Here is a 19,687-nt window from a genome sequence, read left to right on the forward strand (position 1 = left end):
TCGGCTCATATGAGAGATGCTCCGAGCGCGAGCGCTCGCGCACGGACTCGCCGGTGAGCGCTTTCAGAACTCGGACGCGTTAGTTCCGCAGAGCAGGACACGGGCTCCGGCGACGGAACCGCCGGAGCCCAGGCTTTCTCCACCCGATCACCAGCGGTTGCGGGCCTCCTCGGCCCAGCCGGTGAGGCCGTCGAGGTCCACCCAGGAGCCGTCGTCGGCCCTGGCCCGTCCCGAGAAGTGGCCGAAGCACTGGTGCGTCTCGTTGCCCACCAGGCCGAGCTCGGTGCGGCCCGCCTTCTCGTGGAACGGGTGGAACTCCACCTCCACCCGCGGGCCGGTGATCCGCCACGGGCGCAGCCAGTCGCCGCGGTCGTACGACCACTCCAGTTGGTCGCCGATCTTGTGCAGCCGGCCGCCGACGAACAGGGCGTTCTCCGTCGAACCGGTGCCGTCGGTCCACTTGCCGCCGAGCTGGATCGCCCGGCCGGGCCCGCTGCCCGCCGCCCAGTTCCACGTGATCGAGTACGGCCACTTCCCGCGGCCGTGGTCGAGCACGGCGAAGGAGTCCGCCTCGCCGACGGCGAACTCGGCCGACTCCAGCCGCAGCCGCCCGCGCACCGGGCGGCCGACGTCCTTCACCGTGTACTGGAACCGGTTCGGCCCCCACGGCACCACCACGCCCAGCGACTCGTGACCCTCCGGCAGCGGCACCTGCAGATCGAGTTCGACGCCGGGCGCCACGGCCCGGATCGCGGTGCCGGAAGCGCCCTGCTCGATGTCGATCGTCACACCGCCGCCTCGTACGGACACCGTGCCGGCGCCGCTGCGGTCGGGGAAGACGGCGCCGCGGGCCAGCGGCACCACGACGTCCCTGGCGGTCTCCACACGGGTGTCCCGGTCGAGCACGTACACGCCGTTCACCGCGGCGTAGTCCAGCGACGACGCGACCAGGCCCACGATGTGGCGGGGGGTGACGATCCCCCAGTATTCCCAGCGCTTGCGCCTGCCCCAGCCGCGCAGGTTGCCCCGGTGCAGCGGACGCCGGCTCCAGCCGACAGCGCCGGGGTTGAGCCGCCCGTCCGGCAGGCACAGGTCGACCGGCTCGGTGATCTCCCGCTCGTGCGTGGTCATGCGAACCTGAGCCTTTCCATGATCGAGCGTACGAGGTCTTCGGGAAGCTTGAGCACCGCCCTGTCGTAGGTGAGCAGGCCGTTGACCTCGTCCTCGACATCGGACAACTGGGTGTAGACGGTCGCACTCAGGCCGCGTGCGACGGCCGGGACGATCTGCTCCTCGTGCAGCCGGGCGAACGCCTCGCCGAGCGCGCCTGCCGAGCGGTATCGCCGGTAGCCGAACACCTTGTCGCCCCAGACGTGGCCCTCGACCGGCAGGCCGTACCCGCCGTATTCGGACAGCACGAGCACGCGCCCGTCCGGCCGGGGCGGGCGGAACCGGCGGAAGTAGACGTGCAGGCTGCGCAGGTCGCCCGCGCGCTGGTCGTGCCAGCCGCTGGCGTGGTCGACCGTACGGGTCGGGTCGAGCCGGGCGACCTCCCCGGCGATCCGTGCGGCGTCGAACTGGCCCCAGCCCTCGTTGAACGGCACCCAGACCGCCAGGCTCACCACGTTGCGCAGGTGCTCGACCGTGGCGCGCGTCTCGGCCTCGAACGCCGCGCGCCCCGCCGCGTCGGCCCGGCCGAACCTGCGGTGGCGCCGGTCGTCCAGCCGTACGGCGGGCAGGATCGCCGGCGCGGTGACGACCCAGGGACGGTACGGCTCCCCGCCGTTCACCATGTCCTGCCAGACGAGGATGCCGAGCCGGTCGCAGTGGTGATACCAGCGCAGCGGCTCGATCTTGACGTGCTTGCGCAGCATGGTGAAGCCGAGCCGCTTCATGGTGGCGATGTCGTGGATCATCGCCTGGTCCGACGGCGGCGTGTAGAGGCCGTCCGGCCAGTAGCCCTGGTCGAGCACTCCGGCGTGGAAGTACGGCCGGCCGTTCAGCAGCAACCGGGGGACGCCGTCGGCGTCGGGCCCGACCGAGAAGGAGCGCATGCCGAAGTAGCTCCGCACGCGGTCGGCGCCGAGCGAGACCGTGACGTCGTACAGGTGAGGATCTTCGGGGCTCCAGGCGCGCACCTCGGGCAGGGGGACGCGCACCGGCCGCCCAGGCGGAACCGCGACCCGCGCGACCGTCTCGCCGCCGGACGAGATCTCGACGTCCGCCTCCCCAGCCTCCCCAGTCTCCCCAGGCTCCCGAGGCTCCCCGCCGGACGCGTGGACCGTCACCTCCACGGAGGAGTCGTCGAGCAGCGGGGTCAGCGTGAGCCGGTCGACGTGGACCTCGGGCACGCGCTCGGCCCAGACCGTCTGCCAGATGCCCGACTGCGCGGTGTACCAGATGCCCCCGCGCCGCCGCCGCTGCTTGCCCCGCGATCCGGTCCCGGTGTCGTCCCGCACGGCGACGACCAGGATGTTGCCGCTGTCGTGGAGCGCGTCGGTGACGTCGAACGAGAACGGCAGGTAGCCGCCGGTGTGACCACCGACCTCGTCGTCGTTGACCCACACCCGGCAGGTCTGGTCGACCGCGCCGAAGTGCAGGATCACCCGCCCGCCGGCGAAGTCGTCCGGCAGGTCGAACCGGCGCCGGTACCACAGGGTCTGCCCGGGGAGCAGCCGCCGGTTCACCCCGGACAGCGGCGCCTCCGGCGAGAACGGCACGAGGATCTCGCCGTCGTACGTCTCCGGGGCGTAGTCCCTGATCGCGTAGTCCCTGATCGCGTAGTCCCAGCGGCCGTTGAGGTTGAGATAGCTGTCGCGGACGAGCTGCGGCCGCGGATACTCCGGGAGCGGGTCATCCGGCACGGGTGAGCCTCTTCAGTTCGCTGGTGGCGTCCAGCGGCCACGGCCTGGGCAGCCCGTGGCTCATCAGCAGCGCGCCGTGGTGCGTCTCCCCGGTGTCCTCGTCCCGGTAGAGGCCGTCCGGATCCAGGCCCTTCAGCCGTACGGGGGCGGTCACGCGGACCAGCGCGGTCGGCCGCCAGGAGAGCACCACGACGTGCGGATCGAGGGTGTACTGCACGGCCCAGTCGGCGAGGCGGTCCATCCGGCCCTCGTGGACGACCGGGCGGATCAGCTTGTACTGCTCGACCAGCTGTCTCGCCTGCTCCAGCTCGTCGGTGCTCCAGCGCCCCAGGTCGCCGCCGATGCCGAGCGCGCCGGCCATCGCGACGTGGAAGCGGAAGGCGAGCGGCGTCGTCCTGCCGGTGAGCGCGTTGGGGCTGTCGGTCACCCAGCTGCCCATCGTGCAGGCCGGATAGACCTGGCCATAGCCGTGCTGGATCGCGATCCGCTGGGTGGCGTCGGTGTTGTCGGAGGTCCAGATCTGGTCGGTGCGGGCGAGCATCCCGAGGTCGGCGCGGCCTCCACCGCTCGCGCAGCCCTCGATCATCAGGTGCGGGTGGGCCGCGCGCAGCCGGTCCTTCACGGCGTACACGTTCCTGATGTACGGCGTCCACACGTCGTCGCCCGCCTCGGTGACCGGCCGATTCATGTCCCATTTGAGGAACGCGATGTCGTTGTGGGTCACCAGCTCGTCCAGCCGGTCGTAGGCCCATTCGGCGACTTCGTCCTTGGAGAAGTCGAGCAGGAGCTGGTGGCGCACCTCGGTGGCGCGCCGGTTCGGCTGGCCAAGCACCCACTCGGGGCGGGCGCGGTAGAGCTCGCTGTCGGGATTGACCGACTCGGGCTCCACCCACAGGCCGAATCTCATGCCGAGCCGCTTCACGTGGTCGATCAGCGGGGTGAGGCCGCCGGGGAACCTGTCGGGGTTCGGCCACCAGTCGCCCAGGCCGGCCGTCTCGCCCGTACGGCCGCCGAACCAGCCGTCGTCCACCACGAACAGTTCCACGCCGATGCCCGCGGCGAGCTCGGCCAGCTCCATCTGCCTGGTCAGGGAGATGTCGAACTCGGTCGCCTCCCACGAGTTGTAGACGACCGGCCTGACCCGGACGGGCGCGGGCAGCACGTGGCGGCGGACGTGGTCGTGCCACCGGTGACTCACCCCGCCGAATCCCTCGGCCGAATAGATCCCGGTGAACACCGGCGTCTCCAGGGATTCGCCGGGCCCGAGCCGCCAGGTCACCCCCTCGTGCCCGAACCCGCCGCTCCAGCCCGCCCGGCCGTCGTGGTCCCGATGGACGGTGACGCGCCAGCTTCCGCTCCAGGCGAGCGCCGCGCTCCACACCTCGCCGTGATCCTCGGTCGCGTCGCCCGCGTCGAGCATCACCCACGGGTTGGCGTTGTGGCCGCTGTGGCCGCGCCGGCTGGTCAGCACCGTCTCGGCCACCGGCAGTGCCGTACGCCGGACCTGGAACTCCGCGCCCCACGCGCCGGTGACGTGGGTCAGCCGGTAGTCCTCGCGCCCGGGAACGGCCCAGGCCGCCGAGTCGCAGCGCAGCACCGTGATCGCCTCGTCGCCCGTGTTGCGCAGGGTCGTCCACCGGTCGACGGCGTCGCTGTCCGGCCTGACCAGGTAATGAAGGTCGATCTCCAGCGGGTAGTGCCGGTCGGCCATCCTGATCGTCAGACGGCCGCCGCCGGCATCGTCGCCTTCGATGTCATGACCCAGATGACGCCACTCGACCCCGCGTACGGCGTCGTCGTACCTGACCTGCAGGCCCGCCACGCCGAACCGGTCGCCGCCCTCGACGGGCAGTTCCTCGGGCCCGGCGGGCAGCGCGCGGGCCTGGCCGGGCGTGAGCCGCGGCCCCCAGTGCGCGCAGCGCGGCGCGCCGTCCGGCCCGAGCCGCACGGCGTACGCGCTGGACGGGGTGGTGAGCAGCCACGAGCCGGGCTCCGGACAATCGATCATGACAGCCACACTCCGGTGTCGGGCGGCAGCAGGTCGCCGTCGAGGGGTCCGCTGGCGAGCAGCACGTCGTGGTGCCAGGCGAGGGGCACCGGCTCCGCGCCGAAGTTCACCATCAGGGTGAAGCCGGGGTCGCGGGCGAGGGCCAGCACCCCGGCGGGCGCGTCCAGCCAGGTCAGGTCGCCGTCGCCGAGCGCCGGGTGCTCGCGCCGGATGGCGAGCGCGGTGCGGTAGAGGTTCAGCGTCGAGCCGGGGTCGTCCCGCTGCGCGGCGACGGTCAGCGCCGCCCAGTCCTCCGGCTGCGGCAGCCAGGTGCGGCCGGCTCCGAACCCGTACGGCGGGGTCGCGCCCGACCAGGGGAGCGGCACCCGGCAGCCGTCCCTGCCCATGAACGTGCGCAGCGTGCGCTCGAACATGGGATCCTGCCGGGCCTCGTCCGGAATGGCGAGATGTTCCGGCAGGCCCAGTTCGTCTCCTTGGTAGATGTAGGCCCCGCCGGGCAGGGCGAGCAGCAGCAGCGCCGCCGCGCGGGCCCGCCGGGCGCCGAGCTCGGCGTCGACGTCCATCCGGCCCAGCAGCACCTCCGGGGTGGGCGCGCGGACCAGGTCCTGGTCGACGCCGAACCTGGTCACCATGCGCGGCACGTCGTGGTTGCCCAGCACCCACGGGATCGACCCGCCCGTCTCGCGCGCGAGACGGTGCGACGTGTCGATGACCGTGCGGAACTCCTCGGCGGACCACGGCGTGGGCATCAGGCCGAAGCCGAACAGCTGGGCCAGACCGTCGCCCTTCAGGTAGGGCCTGGCCTGGTCGGGGTGGCCGAACCACATCTCCGCCACGGTGCAGACGGGCGCGGCGCCGCGGTCGCCGGAGTAGGAGTCGAGGATCTTCCGCCAGGACCGGTAGAGGTCGAGCAGTTCCGGCTGGTGCTCGTACGGCACGGCCGCGTGACCTGGGCTGAGCGGGCCGCCCTGGCTGCCCGGGACGACGTCGGGCAGGCCCTCCTGCTTGAACAGCATGTTGGCCACGTCGATCCGGAACCCGGCCACGCCCCGGTCCAGCCAGAACCGCAGCACCCGCTCGAACATGGCGACCACATCGGGGTGGCGCCAGTTCCAGTCGGGCTGCCCTGAGTCGAAAAGGTGGAGGTACCACTGCTCGTCGGGCACCTGGGTCCAGGCCGGGCCGCCGAACACGGACTGCCAGTTGTTCGGCTCGTCCCTGAAGACGAACCGCTCCCGCTCGGGGCTGCCCGGACCGGCGGCCAGCGCCGCGCGGAACCACGGATGCTCCGCCGAGCAGTGGTTGGGGACGATGTCGACGATCACCTTGATGTTCTTCGCCGCGGCCGCCGCAACGAGCGCGTCGAAGTCGGCCAGCGTGCCGTACCGGGGATCGACGTCGCAGTAGTCGGCCACGTCGTAGCCGCCGTCGGCCAGCGGTGAGGGGTAGAAGGGGCTCAGCCAGATCGCGTCCACCCCCAGGTCGGCCAGGTGGCCGAGGCGGGCCAGCACGCCGGGCAGGTCCCCTTCGCCGTCGCCGTTCGCGTCGGCGAAGCTGCGCGGATACACCTGGTAGACCACCGCGTCGCGCCACCAGGCGCCCTGGTCGTACGGCCGCGCGGGGCTGCCGGGGGAGTGGTCGTCAGCGGACACCGCGGATCCTCCAGATCAGACAGGCACCGAGCGCGGCGAAGCCGGCCGCCACGCCGTACATCAGGGGGTAACCGCCGGCCGAGGTGACCAGGGGCGCCGCGATCACCGGGCCGAGTGTGTTGGACGCGGAGTTGGCCAGGCTCACGATGCCGAGGTCCTTGGCCCGGTCGGCGTCAGCGGGCAGCAACTGGGTGACCATCGCCTGGTCGACGGCGGCGAACATGCCGTAGCCCGCGCCGAGCAGGACGGACGCCGCGATCGCGGCGGTCCAACTGGTCATGAGCGTCAGCACCAGCCCCGACGCGGCCATCGTGAGGCCGCCGACGAAGACCGCGGGCCTGCGGCTGCCGTACCGGTCGGACAGCCAGCCCGCCAGCAGGGTCGGCACGACGCTGCTCAGCGTGAACACCGCCACGAGGACCACGACGCCCTGCTCGACGCTCGAACCGGGGAAGAGGCGCTCGTAGTGGACCGCGTCCCGCAGGTAGTACTGCAGATAGCCGATCGCCATCGCGAGCGTGAGGGTGATCAGGAGCCGGCTCGTCCAGGCCCAGGCGAAGTCGGGATGCCTGCGCGGGCTCACCCACAGGCCGCGCAGGAAGGACCGCAGGTCGAACGGCGCCGGGTGCGCGAGGCCCGCGACCGGTGCGGCCGGGGGTGCCGCCGGGGGTGCAGGCGTCGCGACGGAGACGGCGGCGGACGGGGTTTCCACGGGTTCGCGGGTGAACAGGCCGAAGGGCAGCACGAGCAGCAGGATCAGCGCCGCCATCGCGAGGAACCCGGCCTTCGTGCCGGTCAGCAGGACGGTGGCCACGACCCCGCCGAGCAGCGGCCCGGTCAACTGGCCCACCCCCGCCAGCGCGGACACCTTGCCCCGCTGACGAATGGGCACCTGGTCGGGCACGGTGGCGATGGCCGCGGCCAGGGCGGCGGTGAACGCCAGTTGGGCCACCGCCCAGCCCGCGACCAGCCCGGCCAGCGACTCCTGCCAGGCGAGGAACACCAGGGACGCGGCGCAGACCAGCGCTCCCCCCACGATCCAGGGGCGGCGCCGGCCGAACCGGGAGCGGGTCCGGTCGGACATGGCGCCGAAGAGCGGATTGGCGATGATCGTGCAGACGGCGCCGACGGCGAACACGGTCGCCAGCGACGCCTCCTTGTGCGCCGGGTCGATGCGCGCCACGTGGGAGGGCAGCAGGATCTGGTTGCCGACGGTCATCGCCATGATGACGCCCATCTGGGCGAGCGCCAGCAGGGTCATCCAGCCGGCGGTCACCCGTTCGGCGGGCGTGCCGCGCACCTCGTCCATGGGCGTCCTAGATGTTCAGAACATGACAGGGTGCCACGTTAGAACATGACAGGGCGTCATGTTAAGACTGATCGGTGGACAATCCCGGCGTCCGGCGGCGGCCGGTGCAGAAGCGCAGCATCGACAGGGTCGAGCGCATCCTCGACGCCTGTGCCCGCCTTCTCGACGAGGTGGGTCTCGACGCGCTGACCATCGTCGACGTCGCCAGGCGGGCCGAGGTGCCGAGCGGCACCATCTACCAGTTCTTCGACGGCAAGACCGGAATGCTGCGTGAGCTGGCGCTGCGCAACCTGGAGCTGCTGCTCGTGCGGCTGCGCCGCAGGGTGGCCGCGGAGGGCCCGCTCACCTGGCCGCGCGCGGCCGAGCTCGTCCTGGCCGAGACGGTCGAGATGCGCAGGACCGTGCCCGGTTACACCGTGGTCGACTTCGCCGACACCCGGCCGGGCGGGCCCACCTTCCTGCCTCCGGGCGAGGCGCAGGAGGGCGGAGACGTGCTGGCCGAGCGGCTCTACCACTTCGCCGTGGACGAGGCGGGGCTGCCGCCGCTGCCCGATCCCTACCGCGTGACGCGGCTGGCCATCCAGGCCACCGCGGCCGCGCTGCAGCTCGCCTTCGCCGCCTCGCCGCAGGGTGACCCCGCGATGATCGAGCAGGGGCGCAGGCTTCTGAGGGCCTACTTCGCCGACGTGTCCTCGCCCGGCTGACGCCAGGCCTGCCGGCCCTCCCGGGGGAGGGGAGGGCCGGCAGGAGTCCGGTCAGGACGTGGGAGCCGGGGTCGGGGTGTCGGTGGGAGCCGGCTCAGGGCTGGGAGCCGTGGTGGGAACCGAGGACTCCGTAGGGGTCGGGGTCGGCTCGGGCGTGCCGGCCGGCGGCTCGGTGGGGAGCAGCGTCGGCGTCGGGCACGGCTTGGGGGTGCGCCAGACGGGCTTGCCCGAGCGCCACTGCAGGGAGTACGGCGCGTTGTCGCCGTGGTACCACGCCCGCTTGCCCGGCCGAGAGAGGTCGAAGACGTAGGCGGCCGTCGCCGTCTCCCCCTGAGGGGCGGCGGGCGCCGTCTCCACCTGCGGAGGAACGGAGTCCGTCCCGCCCGGAAGAGGAGTGGGGGAGTCCGCGGGAGCCGTGGGCACGCCGACGGGCGGCGTCGGCGTCTCGGGGGGCGCCGCGCCGTCCGGCGGTGTCGGCGTGCCGCCCGGAGCCGTGCTCCCCGGAGGGGCCGGAACGTCGCCGGGCGGTGCCGGGCTGGCATCGGGCGGTGCCGGGACGCTGCCGGCCGGTGTCGGGGTGGTCTCCGGTGAGGCCGGTGCGCTCTCCGGCGGCGCCGGGCTCTGCGGGACGGGTGGCGTAGGGCTCTCCGAGGCGGGCGGCGCAGGGCTTTGCGAGGCGAGGGCCGGTGCCACGACCGAGACCCAGGCGTCCTGCCGGGGTTCGCCGCCCCGGCGACCCGTGAACACCTTCGTGGAGTCGGCGATCGCGTACGACCTCTCGAAGCCGTCCTGGCTGCGGACGGTGATGGAGTCCTCCGCCACGGCCACGGCCTGCCCGGTCTGGGTGAAGACGGCGATGGTGCCGCACCTGTCCTTGGTGGGCACGACCACCTCGCCGTGCAGCGCGCCGAGGAACGGGCCCACCAGGGGCACCTCGGCGGCGGGGCTCGCGGGGGAGCCGGTGGCGATCTCCGCCGGTCCGGCCGTCGGCGTGATCGTCACGGTGGCCGTCACGACGGGGTCCGACGTCTCGGGTGGCGGGTCGACGGGTGTGGCGGCGGAGGCCGCCGACGCTCCGGCGCCGCCCGCCGCGGTCAGCGCGAGCGCGGTCGCGAGGATCATGGGTGGGGAGATGCGCCGGCGTGGCCCACCCGGCCGGGACGGCAGCCCGATCTTCGGGTGGTGGGGGTTGGTCGGCATCACCGTTCCTCCGTATCGTCGATCCGATGGTCTCCGCCGGCGGGCGGCGGTCGTACCGGAGCGCTCTGCCCCGATGTCCGACGGTGGTGACCGGCGAATTCGTTGCCAAACCGTGTCACTTCCGAGGGATTGAGGAGACCTTCCCCATATATGCCGACTCCATTCGGGGCGATCCACGCCCGAGGAGCGGCCCGGCCGCCTTTCGGCAGGTCGCTGGGGGATCGACTGATTTCAGATTCTTCGGTCATCCGAAAGCGGAGAGCGGCCGGAGGCCGTCACCGGGCCGGCTCAGACCCCGGCGGACTCGCCGTCCAGCGCCTGGACCCCGGAAAGACCACGCGGCCTGCGGCGGATGAGGTATTCGGCTGTCCCGAGGGCGACCGCGCCGAGGAGGATCTCGCCGACGGTGGAGACGAGGCGGCTGGCCACGGCGACGACCGCGGCGGCGGGGGCGGGCAGCACCAGGGACAGCGCGGCCGCCAGCACCGCCTCGCGCACGCCGATGCCGTCGGGGATGATCACGCTGGCGATGCCGATCGTCGTGGCGAGCGTGAACGCGCCGACGCAGAGGGCGAGGGAGCGCGACGGAGGCGCGCCCATCGCGATGGCGAGGGGCCACAGGTGCAGCCCGGTGACCACCCAGGACAGGCTCTGCCAGGCGACCGCGAGCCGCACTCCCCGCACGGAGACGGCCTTGGCCGCCGAGGGGCGGCGCAGCAGTCGCAGCAGCAGCGCGGAGCCCTGGGTGACGATCTGCGGACGCACCAGGACGAGCACGATCAGCACGGCGGCGCCCGCGAGCCACGCCGCCTGGGCGCCCAGCATCTGCACGCCCGCGAGCAGCCCGACCGTGAACCCGCTCAGCAGCACCAGGCTCATGACGAGCGCGGCCGTGCTGATCAAGCGGGCGAAGGTGACGCCGTTGGCCGTCGCCACCTTCGTGATCGCGATGATGCCGGGCACTCGGCCCGGCACATACTTGGACAGGAAGCCGACGAAGAAGATCCGCACCACCCGTGGCTCGCTCACCGGGGGGCCGCTCTCCAGCAGCACGACACGCCAGGCGAGGAACCCGAACGACAGCCCGGCCATGCTCGTCAGCAGCGACCCGCCCAGCAGGAGAGCGATCTGCCCCGGGTCGCGCCGGGTGAACAGGACGGCGACCACGCCCCAGTCCAGCCGGCTCAGCGTCACCACGATCGCGCCCACGGCGACGAGGACGAAGACGGCCACCAGCGCCCGCAGGACCGGGCGCGGCACCCGAGGGAGCCTGATCGCCCTCACTCGGGCGCACCGCTCGACGGCACCGGGGACATGCCCGCCCTGACCGGCTCGCCCTGTCTGCGGCCCAGTTCGTACGCGACGCGTACGAGCCCCACGCAGGCGCCGAGGAAGAACGCGGTGTGGAAGCAGAGCTGCATCCAGGCGACCCACGCCGCGAAGCGGACGCCCCGATAACGGCGGGCGAACCCGATGAACGTGCGGTTCATCCCCAGGAACACCGCGAGCGTCGCCGCGGGCACGACCAGCAGCCAGGGGCTGACGAGCGCGAGCGGCAGGGTGAGGAAGGTGGCCGTCGCGGAGGCGGACGAGACTCGGGGCGGCTTGCGGCGTTTGTGCTGGCCGGTCCCGATCATGTTGAGCTGGAAGCCCACCCTCCCCTCGTCGCGCAGCCTGCGGGCCCTGACCATGATCACCGGTAAGGTCGTGGACCGGACGAACCGCTCCACGAGGCACCCCCAGAACTTGTCCTCGTCGTCGGCCCTCGTCACCACGGAGGTGGTCACCACGAGCCGGTAGCGGGCCGGGACACGCGTGCCGAACTCGAAGTCCTCGCCGTCGCGCAGCCGCTCGTCGAGCCGTCCCGCCTCCTCGAAGACGTGGCGCGGGATCAGCGTGCAGGACAGGAACGTCGCCGTGGTCTGGCTGCGCTCGTAGTGCTCGCACAGCACCCGGTAGCGCTCGACCGGGCCGTCGTCGTACAACGGCTCGATGTCGTAGATGCCCTGCACCATGCCGCAGTCCGGGGTGCTCCGGTACGCCTGGACCGCGTTGCGGATCGCGTCGGGAGCGAGGGCCGTGTCGGAGTCGACGAAGAACAGCAGCGGCGCCGTGCTCCTCGCCACCCCGAGGTTGCGGGCCACCGCGGGCCCTCCGTTGCGTGGCGACTCGACGATCGTGCACGGGAAGTCCCGCGCTATCTCCAGCGAGCCGTCGGTGCTGACGTCGTCGACCACGATGACCTCGGCCGGGCGGTAGGTCTGGGCGTACACCGACTCGAGGCAGGCGCGCAGGGTCTTCCTCTTGTTGTAGTTCGGCACGATGACCACGACGTCATCACGCCAGATCGGCTCGTCAGGCATGTCCGTTCCTCTCGTCGGTCAGGTCGTCGCAGGGGCTCAGGACAGGGATATGAGCATGCGCTGGGCCCGGTGATCGGACAGCCCCTCGGAGTCCGGCAACTCGTACTCGTGCACCGCCACGTCGGGGGTGGTGTAAAGCCAGTCGATCCGCCACAGCTCGAGGCCGTAGGCGGTGAAGGTCGCCGGGTAGAGGGACGAGAGCGCGGGTGTCCGGTCGACCAGCCCTTCGGGGAGCAGGCGGCGGAGGCCCATCGCCGGGGAGGTGTTGAGGTCTCCGGCGAGCACCACGGGGTTGGGGTTCGCCCGGACGTCCGCGCTGATGGCGTGGTAGCTCGCCGCGCGGCGCAGGGTCCTGCTCCGGTTGACGTCGCGGGACTCGGCGCGGTCCAGGCGCCACTCGAGGGGCGGCTGGAGGACCTGCGGGGCGTAGAAGGAGACGACGGTGCCGTTCACGTCGATGTCGGTGCGTAGCGTCTCGACCGTGTACCCCTCCGGCCAGTCCCGGAAGACGTCGGGGATCTCCTTCTGGCCGGCCGGCAGCCACGGGCGCAGGTCGAGGCCGCGGTGCCCGGTGATGGGGAACCGCGAGAGCGTCATCTGCTCGCCGGAGACCGAGACGTGGTAGCCGGGGAACTCACGGCGCAGTTCCGCCAGCTTGTCGATGCGCAGCGCCATGTCACCCGACCAGCTCTGCCCAGGGCGCACGTCCATGTAGAGGTACTCCGTCAGGAGGTAGACGTCGGCGTCCAGCCTGTGGAGATAGTCGTAGAAGCCGGGCGAGAACCGGGTGCCGCCCGAGCCGCGCAGGTCCTGGTCCCAGAACTCGGTGTTCCAGGCGACGACCTTGATGGCTCCGGGGGGCGCGGGCGGCGGGGTGTGCCACAGGGTGGCGTAGTTGACCCCGCTCCGTCCGGCGCCGAGCACCACGGCGAGCACCAGCAGCGACATGATCCGCCAGCGGACCGGCCTGGCCAGCGGCGCCACGACCATCAGCAGCACGGGGACCGCCAGGAACGTCAGCGGCGGGATCAGTTCGAGCGGCGCCCACCACCACGTCCGCCCGCTCGCCAGCAGGTGGGCGACCAGGAAGACCAGCCACGCCGCCGTGGCGGTCACGACCAGCTTGGTGCCCCAGCACCAGCGCCGCCGGGGACGGACGAAACGGCGGACACGTGCCGCCCAGCCTGCCGGGGGTTCGGGTACGGCGGTGACGGACTGCTCCTCGACCAGGGCGTCCCGATCGCTCATCGACACCATCCTCGGTGGGGTGGACCGCGTCGAACCTAACGAGCGCTCCTTGTCGCATCCTTGTCGGACGCGGACGCCGCGGCCGCCCTATTCGCGTTAATCGCGGCCACGGCCGGCCCCGGACGTACGCGACAAGATTGGGACAAGCCGCCGTGCCTAGCGTGGTCAGAACACGAGGTCCGACACGCACTCTTCGGAACCGACGACCTCCGGCCCCTGGAGCACATCATGAGTCAGGAGCACCCGCTCGTCTCTGTGATCATCCCCAGTTACAACAGGTCCGACGTACTGCGGCTCTGCCTCGACGCGGTCAAGGAGCAGACCTATCCGCACATCGAGGTCATCGTGGTGGACGACTGCGGCACCGAGGACGCGGCACAGGTGGCCGAGTCGAAGGGCGCCAGGGTGGTGCGCACCCGCGTCAACGGCGGCCCGACCCCCGCGCGCAACCTCGGCGCCGAGCACGCCACGGGAGAGATCCTCTTCTTCCTCGACGCCGACATCGCGCTCGACCCCGACGCCGTGGAGAACGCGGTGCGGATCCTGGAGTCCCACCCGGAGGTCGGCGCGCTCGGCGGCATCCTGCGGCCTGAGTCGCTGATGTCCCAGAGCCTGGCCTCGCAGTATCGCGCGCTGCAGATGCACCGCTGGTGGATGCCCGCCCATCGGCCCACCCTGGAGTTGCACGCGTCGGTGCTGGTGGTCCCCGCCAAGGTGTTCGCCGAGGTCGGTCCCTTCGATCCCCGGCTGCGCGAGACGGTCTCCTCGGACTACCGCATCAGGGTGACGCGGTCCCACCAGGTGAAGCTGAGCGACGCGATCCGCGGCAGGAAGGATCACGACCACACCGCGCGGATGATCCTGGGCAAGGTGTTCCGCCGCGCCCGTCTCAGCGCGCTCGACTGGCGTCAGGGCGAGACGCCCGGCGACTCGGTGCCCCGCGCGGTCGGCGGCGTCCTGCTGCTCGCCGCGGTCCCCGCGCTCGCGCTGCCCATCGTGGCGGGACGTGCCGGGGCGCTCGTGTCACCCGCGCTCGTCGCCGCCGCGGCGGCCCTGGACGCCGGCACCTATCGCTTCGCCTTCGCGCAGCGGGGCGCCGCCTTCGGCGTGTACTTCTCCGGCATGCACCTCGCCGTCACCTTCACCGGCGCGCTCGGCGGAGCGGTGGGCGTGCTCCAGCGTCTGGCGCTCTCCCGCCTGGAGAAGCCCGCCCAGGCGCTGGCAGCGCAGGACTGAACGGACGAGGCGAGGAGGACCCCGATGACGTCACAGGCACGCCCACTGGTCTCGGTCATCGTGCCGAACTACAACTACGCCCGCACGCTCGGCCTGTGCCTGAGCGCGCTGGAGCGGCAGACCTATCCGCACATCGAGGTCATCGTCGTCGACGACCGCAGCACCGACGACTCGGTGGAGATCGCGCGCAGGCACGGGGTGCGGGTCGTGGAGACCGACACGAACATCGGCGCGCCCGCGGCGCGCAACCTCGGGGTGGAGTACGCGCGCGGAGACGTGCTGTTCTTCCTCGACTCCGACCTCGCCCTGGCCGAGGACGTGGTCGAGCACACGGTGAACCTGCTCACCTCCGACCCCACGCTGGGAGTGGTGTGCGGCACCTACGACCCTGAGCCGCTGATCCCCGACAGCCGGGTGGAGCGGTACCGCAGCCTCCAGTTGCACTACTGGATCTCCGGCGACGAGGGTGAGATCACCACGATCTACTCCGCGCTGTTCGCCATGCGGACGGAGGTCTTCCACGAGGTGGGCCCGCTCAACCCCGCGCTGCGGCACAGCGAGAACGCCGAGTACGGCCACCGGGTCACCACCAAGCGCTACCGCATCGTGCTGGACAACCGGATCAGGGGACGGCACGACCACGACGACAGGCTCGGCGTGGTGCTGTCGAAGTTCTTCCACCGCGCCCGCCTGCACATCCCGCTCTATCTGCGCCGCCCCGACTTCAACGGCGGGCCGGCCCAGAGCAGCCGCGGGTGGGGCTCGCTCGCCGCCCTGTTCGCCGTGCTCTGCGCGCCGCTGCCGGTGGTGCTCGGGCCGGTCTGGCTGGTCGCGCCGGTCGCGCTGCTGGCCGGGTCGATCGCCGCGGACCTCGGCATGTACCGCTTCGTCCTGCGTTACGCCGGCCTGTGGTTCACCCTCTACTTCGCCGCGATCCACTTCCTGGTGAACGTCACCGTCGCGGTGGCGGTGTTCGCCGGCGTCGCCCAGTGCGTCCTGTCCAGCCGGTTCAGGCGCACCTACGACATCCCCGCCCGCTCCGCGTCGGTGGAGGCGTGACCGTGACAGAGCATTCACCCCTGGTGTCCGTGATCGTGCCCAACTACAACTACGCCGCCTCCCTGGAGCTGTGCCTGCGGGCGATGCGGGTGCAGACGTACCGGCAGATCGAGCTGATCGTGGTCGACGACGGCAGCACCGACGACTCGGTCGAGGTCGCGCGGCGGCTCGGCGTGCGGGTCATCCGCACGGAACGCAACATGGGGGTGGCGGGAGCGCGAAACCTGGGCGCGGCGCACGCCCTGGGTGAAATCCTGGTGTTCGTGGACTCCGACGTCGCCGCCTACCCCGACGCCGTGGAGGTCGCCGTGCGCATGCTCGCCGCCGACCCCCGGCTGGGGGCGGTGTGCAGCATCCACGACCCAGAGCCGCTGATCCGCGACAGCCTCGTCGAGGAGTACCGCGCGCTGCAGTACTACTACTGGACGGCGAGCTCCGAGGGGCCGATCTCGTTCCTGTTCCCGGCGCTGATGGCGATGCCCCGGCGCGTGTTCGACGAGCTCGGGCCGTTCAACACCCGGCTGCGCGAGACGGAGGAGGTCGACTACGGTCACCGCCTCACCCAGCGATACGGCATGGTGCTCACGTCGGCGATCCGCTCGCGGCACGACCACGACCACAACCTGCCCCGCCTGCTGCGCAAGCTGTACCGGCGGGGCCGCGCCCGGGTGCCGCTGTACGCGCGGCGGCGGCGGTTCGCAACCGGGTTCGAGACCTCCAACAGGGCCGGTGGCAGCCTCGCGGCGCTGGCGGCGGTGGCCTCGATACCGGTGGCGGTGGTGCTCGGTCCCGCCGGGGCCGCGCTCCCGGCCCTCGCCCTGGCCGTGTCGGTGGCGGCCGACCTCGGCATGTACCGCTTCGTGCTGCGCAGGCGCGGCCCGCTGTTCCTGCTCTACTTCGGCGCCGTGCACTTCCTGGTGAACGTGACCATCGCGGCCGGGGTGGCGGCGGGCGCCGTGCGGTGGCTGTTCTCGGCGAGGTTCCGCCGGCTCTACGACGCCGACCTGCCCGCGCGTCCCCCGGCGCTCGGGGAGGCCGCGTGACGGCGTTCGCCGCGCCCGCGCCGCGCCTTCTGACAGGGCGCGGCGCATGACAGGAGGCACGCGGGTCGCGACGCGCCCCGGCGGGTTCCCGCCCGCTCCGAGGGCCCGCCGGAGGATCCCTGTGGTGATGCCGGCGGCGGCCGCCTGGCTGACGTTCGCGGTGCTGCACCGCGCGCTGTCCGGCCGGGTGTGGTGGTGGCAGGTCCCCGAGCTCGTCCCCCCGCTGGCGTTCGCGGTCGTCCCCGTCGTGCTGCTCGCGGCGGTCTTGGTGGCGCGCCACGCGCGCCGCGCGGCCGTCGCGATGGCTCTGGTGTCACTGGTGCTGGGCGCGGGCGCCGGCGGGCTCAACCTCGCCTCGCTGTGGCACCGCGCCACCCCGGCTCCGCCCGGCGCGATCAGCGTGTTCTCCTGGAACACCTTCTATTGGGACCAGTCGGCAGAGGCCGGGCGGGCGATGCCCCCGCCAACCGGCACTCCCCAGTGGGAGTCCGACGGTTTCTACCGCTATCTCCGCGCCCAGAACGCCGACGTGTTCCTGCTGCAGGAGTACGTCTACTTCGGCGACGACTCACTGCCGATCCGGGTGAACGACCTGGACCGGCTGCGCCGTGAGTTCCCCGGCTACGACGTCGCCACCGCGGGCGAGATGGTGACGCTGTCGCGCTTCCCGATCGTCGCGCGGCGCGGCCTCGACCTGGGACCCTGGCTGGAGCCCGGCGGCGGCTCGCCCGTGCCGCCGGGCTCCCGCTGGCCCGGCTTCCACACCGTGAAGACGCTGCGTACGGACCTGGACGTCGGCGGCAGGACCGTCTCGTTCTACAACACGCACATCAACACGCCGATCGACTCGTCGCCGCCCGGCCTGGATCCCCGCCGCCTCAACCTCACCCAGCACGAGGCGCGCAAGGCGAACCTCCGCGCCCTCGCGGCCGACGTCGAGGCGAACCCGCTGCCGGCCTTCGTGGCCGGAGACTTCAACGCGTCCCCGGCCATGGGCATCATGCGCCTGCTGCCGCGGCGGCTGACCGACGCGGGACCCGCGATCGACTCGATCTACCCCGCGACCTGGGACGACCGGTTGCCGCTGTGGCGGATCGACTGGGCGTTCACCACCCCGGGCATCGCCGTGCACGAGTATCGGATCATCCCCTCGGAGGGCCAGTCGGACCACAGCGGCCAGCGCCTGGTCATCTCACTGACTCGGTGACCTGGGCGAGCAGCAGGTCACGCGGCTGGGCCCGCCGGCCGGTCCGCACGAGCGGTTCCCCGTCGCCGCGCAGGATCCGCAGGTGCAGCGCGCGCAGTTCCGGCCCCGGCTCGACGCCGAGGCGGTCGGCGAGATACCCGCGCAGGCGGGCGTACAGGGCCACCGCCTCCGCCGTACGGCCGAGGGCGCACAGGCCGCGCATGAGCATGTCCGCGAGGGGCTCCGCGAGCGGGTAGTGCGGCACCAGCGGGGTGAGCTCGGCGACCACGATGTCCGGGCGGCCCTGGCGCAGGTGCGCCTGGGCCCGGATGGCGAGGGCGCCGACGAACTCCTGCTCGATGCCGTACCGCATGCGGGCCGCCCAGTCTCCGGGAACGCCGGCCAGCGGCGCGCCCCGCCACAGCTCCACGGCCTCGGCCAGCAGCGCGGCCCGTACGGTGTCGTCGTGGGTGTTGCGCGCCTGCGTGGTCAGCCGGCGGAACCGGTGGGCGTCCACCCGCTCGGGGTCGATCTCCAGCGCGTACCCGCCGCCGCGGCGCTCGATGGAGGCCCCGGTCCCGGTCAGCGCCTGCCGCAGCCGGGCGATGTGGGCGTACACCGAGTCGGTCGCCCGGTCAGGTGGGTCGTCCCAGACCCGCTCGATCATCGTACGGAGCGACACCGGGCGGTCGGCGTCGACCGCCAGGGCCGCCAGCACCGCGCGCCGCTGGGGTGGGCCCAGGGGGACGCGGCGATCGTCCAGGGTCACCTCGACCGGTCCCAACAAGCGGACGTCCATCGCCTTCCTTCCATGTCGCTCTCACAAAGAGAGGGCGGCCGCCAGCGACGGGCGGTGGACGAGCACGAGCGTCACGCCCAGGGTCGCGGCCCAGACCATCGAGTTCGCGACCATGACGCGGTCGCGCAGCAGGATGCGGACCGGGTCGCCGCCCTCCTTGTCCATCAGCTGGATCTGCAGGTATCGGAACAGCGCGAACAGCGCGAACGGAGTGGACAGCATCATCGCCGTCTGGCCGTGCTGGGGTCCGAATGGCCCCTCGTCACGCAGGTACATCAGGCCGGATACGAGGGCGAGCACCGAGGCGATCTGCAGCAGCCAGTTGGTCAGCTCCATCGAGTAGCCGCGCAGGGCGGGCCGATGGACGGACCCGCCGTGCAGCAGTTCCTGGCGGCGCTTGCCGATCAGCAGCAGCAGGGACATCGAGAACACCGTGATCAGCAGCCAGGCGGGCGCCCGGCCTCCTGTCACCTCGAAGCCCTGCACGACGCGCAGGACGAAGCCGGCCGCCACCGTCCCCACGTCGATCAGCGGCAGGTGCTTGAGGAAACGGCTGTAGGCGACGTTGAGCAGGAGATACAGCAGCACCGGCCAGTACGACACCGGGGACTGGGCGACGATCACGGCGAGCAGCGCCAGCAGCAGGGCGCAGCAGACGCCCGCGGTCACCACACCCACCCGGCCGGCCGCGACGGGGCGGTGGCGCTTGACGGGATGATGCCGGTCCCGGTGCCGGTCGGCGATGTCGTTGCCGATGTAGACGGCGGCCGAGGCGACCATGAACGCCACGGTGGCCAGGACGACGTCCATCACCTGGGTCATGCCCTGGGCGGGTGCGCCGATGAGCGCCACGGGGACGAGGAGGATCGCCTTGGCCGAGTGGGAGGGCCGGATCAGACCGGCCAGGTCCGCGGCCAGACGCGTCCAGGTCCGCGCGGCCCGGTCCTGGGACCGTGGCGGATGCTGCGGGCTGTCCGGAAGGTCCGCCGATTCGATAACGTGCATGATCTCCCCGT

Annotated in this window: 16 protein-coding genes; 5 read left to right on the top strand and 11 right to left on the bottom strand. The window is 72.2% G+C overall.

All coding sequences use genetic code 11. The features are described 5' to 3' along the window. Positions 1–147: 147 nt before the first annotated feature. Genes HHX31_RS12930 through HHX31_RS12950 form a run of 5 tightly spaced genes read right to left on the bottom strand, consistent with a single transcriptional unit; the run spans position 148 to position 7,833 of the window. Positions 148–1,131: a DUF2804 domain-containing protein gene (locus tag HHX31_RS12930; protein WP_169948503.1), complete on the bottom strand. Its 984-nt coding sequence runs from the start codon at positions 1,129–1,131 to the stop codon at positions 148–150. Further along, entirely contained in the window at positions 1,128–2,864 is a 1,737-nt protein-coding gene (locus HHX31_RS12935; protein ID WP_169948504.1) for a glycoside hydrolase family 2 protein, read from the bottom strand. The genes HHX31_RS12930 and HHX31_RS12935 overlap by 4 nt, the downstream gene beginning before the upstream one ends. After that, the gene (locus HHX31_RS12940; RefSeq protein ID WP_169948505.1) at positions 2,854–4,872 is read right to left on the bottom strand and encodes an alpha-galactosidase; all 2,019 of its coding nucleotides are present in this window, start codon (positions 4,870–4,872) and stop codon (positions 2,854–2,856) included. The genes HHX31_RS12935 and HHX31_RS12940 overlap by 11 nt, the downstream gene beginning before the upstream one ends. After that, complete coding sequence (locus HHX31_RS12945) at positions 4,869–6,524, bottom strand: alpha-amylase family glycosyl hydrolase (RefSeq protein ID WP_169948506.1); 1,656 nt, start codon at positions 6,522–6,524, stop codon at positions 4,869–4,871. Before HHX31_RS12945 ends, HHX31_RS12940 begins: the two co-directional genes overlap by 4 nt. Next, positions 6,514–7,833: an MFS transporter gene (locus tag HHX31_RS12950; RefSeq protein WP_169948507.1), complete on the bottom strand. Its 1,320-nt coding sequence runs from the start codon at positions 7,831–7,833 to the stop codon at positions 6,514–6,516. Before HHX31_RS12950 ends, HHX31_RS12945 begins: the two co-directional genes overlap by 11 nt. Positions 7,834–7,907: 74 nt before the next feature. Between HHX31_RS12950 and HHX31_RS12955 the strand changes: the two genes are divergently transcribed. Continuing rightward, a complete protein-coding gene (locus tag HHX31_RS12955; RefSeq protein ID WP_169948508.1) occupies positions 7,908–8,537 on the top strand; it encodes a TetR family transcriptional regulator in 630 nt (209 codons plus the stop codon). A gap of 51 nt (positions 8,538–8,588) precedes the next feature. Here HHX31_RS12955 and HHX31_RS12960 read toward each other — a convergent pair whose 3' ends face one another. The 4 genes from HHX31_RS12960 to HHX31_RS12975 all read right to left on the bottom strand — a co-directional run bounded on the left by HHX31_RS12960 (position 8,589) and on the right by HHX31_RS12975 (position 13,348). Then, positions 8,589–9,737 carry a hypothetical protein gene (locus tag HHX31_RS12960; RefSeq protein ID WP_169948509.1) on the bottom strand — a complete coding sequence of 383 codons (1,149 nt, stop codon included), beginning with the start codon at positions 9,735–9,737 and terminating at the stop codon, positions 8,589–8,591. A 288-nt stretch (positions 9,738–10,025) separates the two neighbouring features. Beyond that, on the bottom strand, positions 10,026–10,997 hold the full coding sequence (locus HHX31_RS12965) for a lysylphosphatidylglycerol synthase domain-containing protein (RefSeq protein ID WP_169948510.1): 972 nt from the start codon (positions 10,995–10,997) through the stop codon (positions 10,026–10,028). 20 nt (positions 10,998–11,017) lie between these two features. Next, complete coding sequence (locus HHX31_RS12970) at positions 11,018–12,100, bottom strand: glycosyltransferase family A protein (protein ID WP_169948511.1); 1,083 nt, start codon at positions 12,098–12,100, stop codon at positions 11,018–11,020. Positions 12,101–12,136: 36 nt separating this feature from the next. Beyond that, complete coding sequence (locus HHX31_RS12975) at positions 12,137–13,348, bottom strand: endonuclease/exonuclease/phosphatase family protein (RefSeq protein WP_169948512.1); 1,212 nt, start codon at positions 13,346–13,348, stop codon at positions 12,137–12,139. Between the two features lie 228 nt (positions 13,349–13,576). On the opposite strand from HHX31_RS12975, the gene HHX31_RS12980 reads away from it, so the two are divergent. From HHX31_RS12980 to HHX31_RS12995, 4 genes are all read left to right on the top strand, one after another. After that, on the top strand, positions 13,577–14,584 hold the full coding sequence (locus HHX31_RS12980) for a glycosyltransferase family 2 protein (RefSeq protein ID WP_169948513.1): 1,008 nt from the start codon (positions 13,577–13,579) through the stop codon (positions 14,582–14,584). A gap of 24 nt (positions 14,585–14,608) precedes the next feature. Then, positions 14,609–15,643, top strand: a complete 1,035-nt coding sequence (locus HHX31_RS12985) for a glycosyltransferase family 2 protein (RefSeq protein WP_169948514.1) — start codon at positions 14,609–14,611, stop codon at positions 15,641–15,643. Between the two features lie 2 nt (positions 15,644–15,645). Next, positions 15,646–16,686 carry a glycosyltransferase family 2 protein gene (locus tag HHX31_RS12990; protein ID WP_169948515.1) on the top strand — a complete coding sequence of 347 codons (1,041 nt, stop codon included), beginning with the start codon at positions 15,646–15,648 and terminating at the stop codon, positions 16,684–16,686. 127 nt (positions 16,687–16,813) lie between these two features. Continuing rightward, positions 16,814–17,893, top strand: a complete 1,080-nt coding sequence (locus HHX31_RS12995; RefSeq protein ID WP_249345978.1) for an endonuclease/exonuclease/phosphatase family protein — start codon at positions 16,814–16,816, stop codon at positions 17,891–17,893. On the opposite strand, the gene HHX31_RS13000 is transcribed toward HHX31_RS12995, so the two are convergent. Continuing rightward, entirely contained in the window at positions 17,874–18,671 is a 798-nt protein-coding gene (locus HHX31_RS13000) for an AfsR/SARP family transcriptional regulator (protein WP_169948517.1), read from the bottom strand. The two genes, HHX31_RS12995 and HHX31_RS13000, sit on opposite strands and share 20 nt — an antisense overlap. Positions 18,672–18,692: 21 nt before the next feature. After that, entirely contained in the window at positions 18,693–19,676 is a 984-nt protein-coding gene (locus HHX31_RS13005; protein WP_169948518.1) for a UbiA prenyltransferase family protein, read from the bottom strand. Between the last annotated feature and the right edge of the window lie 11 nt (positions 19,677–19,687).

Origin of the sequence: Microbispora sp. H11081, from assembly GCF_012999535.1 — a bacterium.
Lineage (GTDB): Bacteria > Actinomycetota > Actinomycetes > Streptosporangiales > Streptosporangiaceae > Microbispora.

What these genes read in the sequence shown, in the direction of transcription:
- HHX31_RS12930 (WP_169948503.1), bottom strand. Translation starts at nt 1,131, where the DNA reads ATGACCACGCACGAGCGGGAGATCACCGAGCCGGTCGACCTGTGCCTG.
- HHX31_RS12970 (WP_169948511.1), bottom strand. Translation starts at nt 12,100, where the DNA reads ATGCCTGACGAGCCGATCTGGCGTGATGACGTCGTGGTCATCGTGCCG.
- HHX31_RS12950 (WP_169948507.1), bottom strand. Translation starts at nt 7,833, where the DNA reads ATGGACGAGGTGCGCGGCACGCCCGCCGAACGGGTGACCGCCGGCTGG.
- HHX31_RS13005 (WP_169948518.1), bottom strand. Translation starts at nt 19,676, where the DNA reads ATGCACGTTATCGAATCGGCGGACCTTCCGGACAGCCCGCAGCATCCG.
- HHX31_RS12985 (WP_169948514.1), top strand. Translation starts at nt 14,609, where the DNA reads ATGACGTCACAGGCACGCCCACTGGTCTCGGTCATCGTGCCGAACTAC.
- HHX31_RS12960 (WP_169948509.1), bottom strand. Translation starts at nt 9,737, where the DNA reads ATGCCGACCAACCCCCACCACCCGAAGATCGGGCTGCCGTCCCGGCCG.
- HHX31_RS12975 (WP_169948512.1), bottom strand. Translation starts at nt 13,348, where the DNA reads ATGAGCGATCGGGACGCCCTGGTCGAGGAGCAGTCCGTCACCGCCGTA.
- HHX31_RS12980 (WP_169948513.1), top strand. Translation starts at nt 13,577, where the DNA reads ATGAGTCAGGAGCACCCGCTCGTCTCTGTGATCATCCCCAGTTACAAC.
- HHX31_RS12940 (WP_169948505.1), bottom strand. Translation starts at nt 4,872, where the DNA reads ATGATCGATTGTCCGGAGCCCGGCTCGTGGCTGCTCACCACCCCGTCC.
- HHX31_RS13000 (WP_169948517.1), bottom strand. Translation starts at nt 18,671, where the DNA reads ATGGACGTCCGCTTGTTGGGACCGGTCGAGGTGACCCTGGACGATCGC.
- HHX31_RS12995 (WP_249345978.1), top strand. Translation starts at nt 16,814, where the DNA reads ATGCCGGCGGCGGCCGCCTGGCTGACGTTCGCGGTGCTGCACCGCGCG.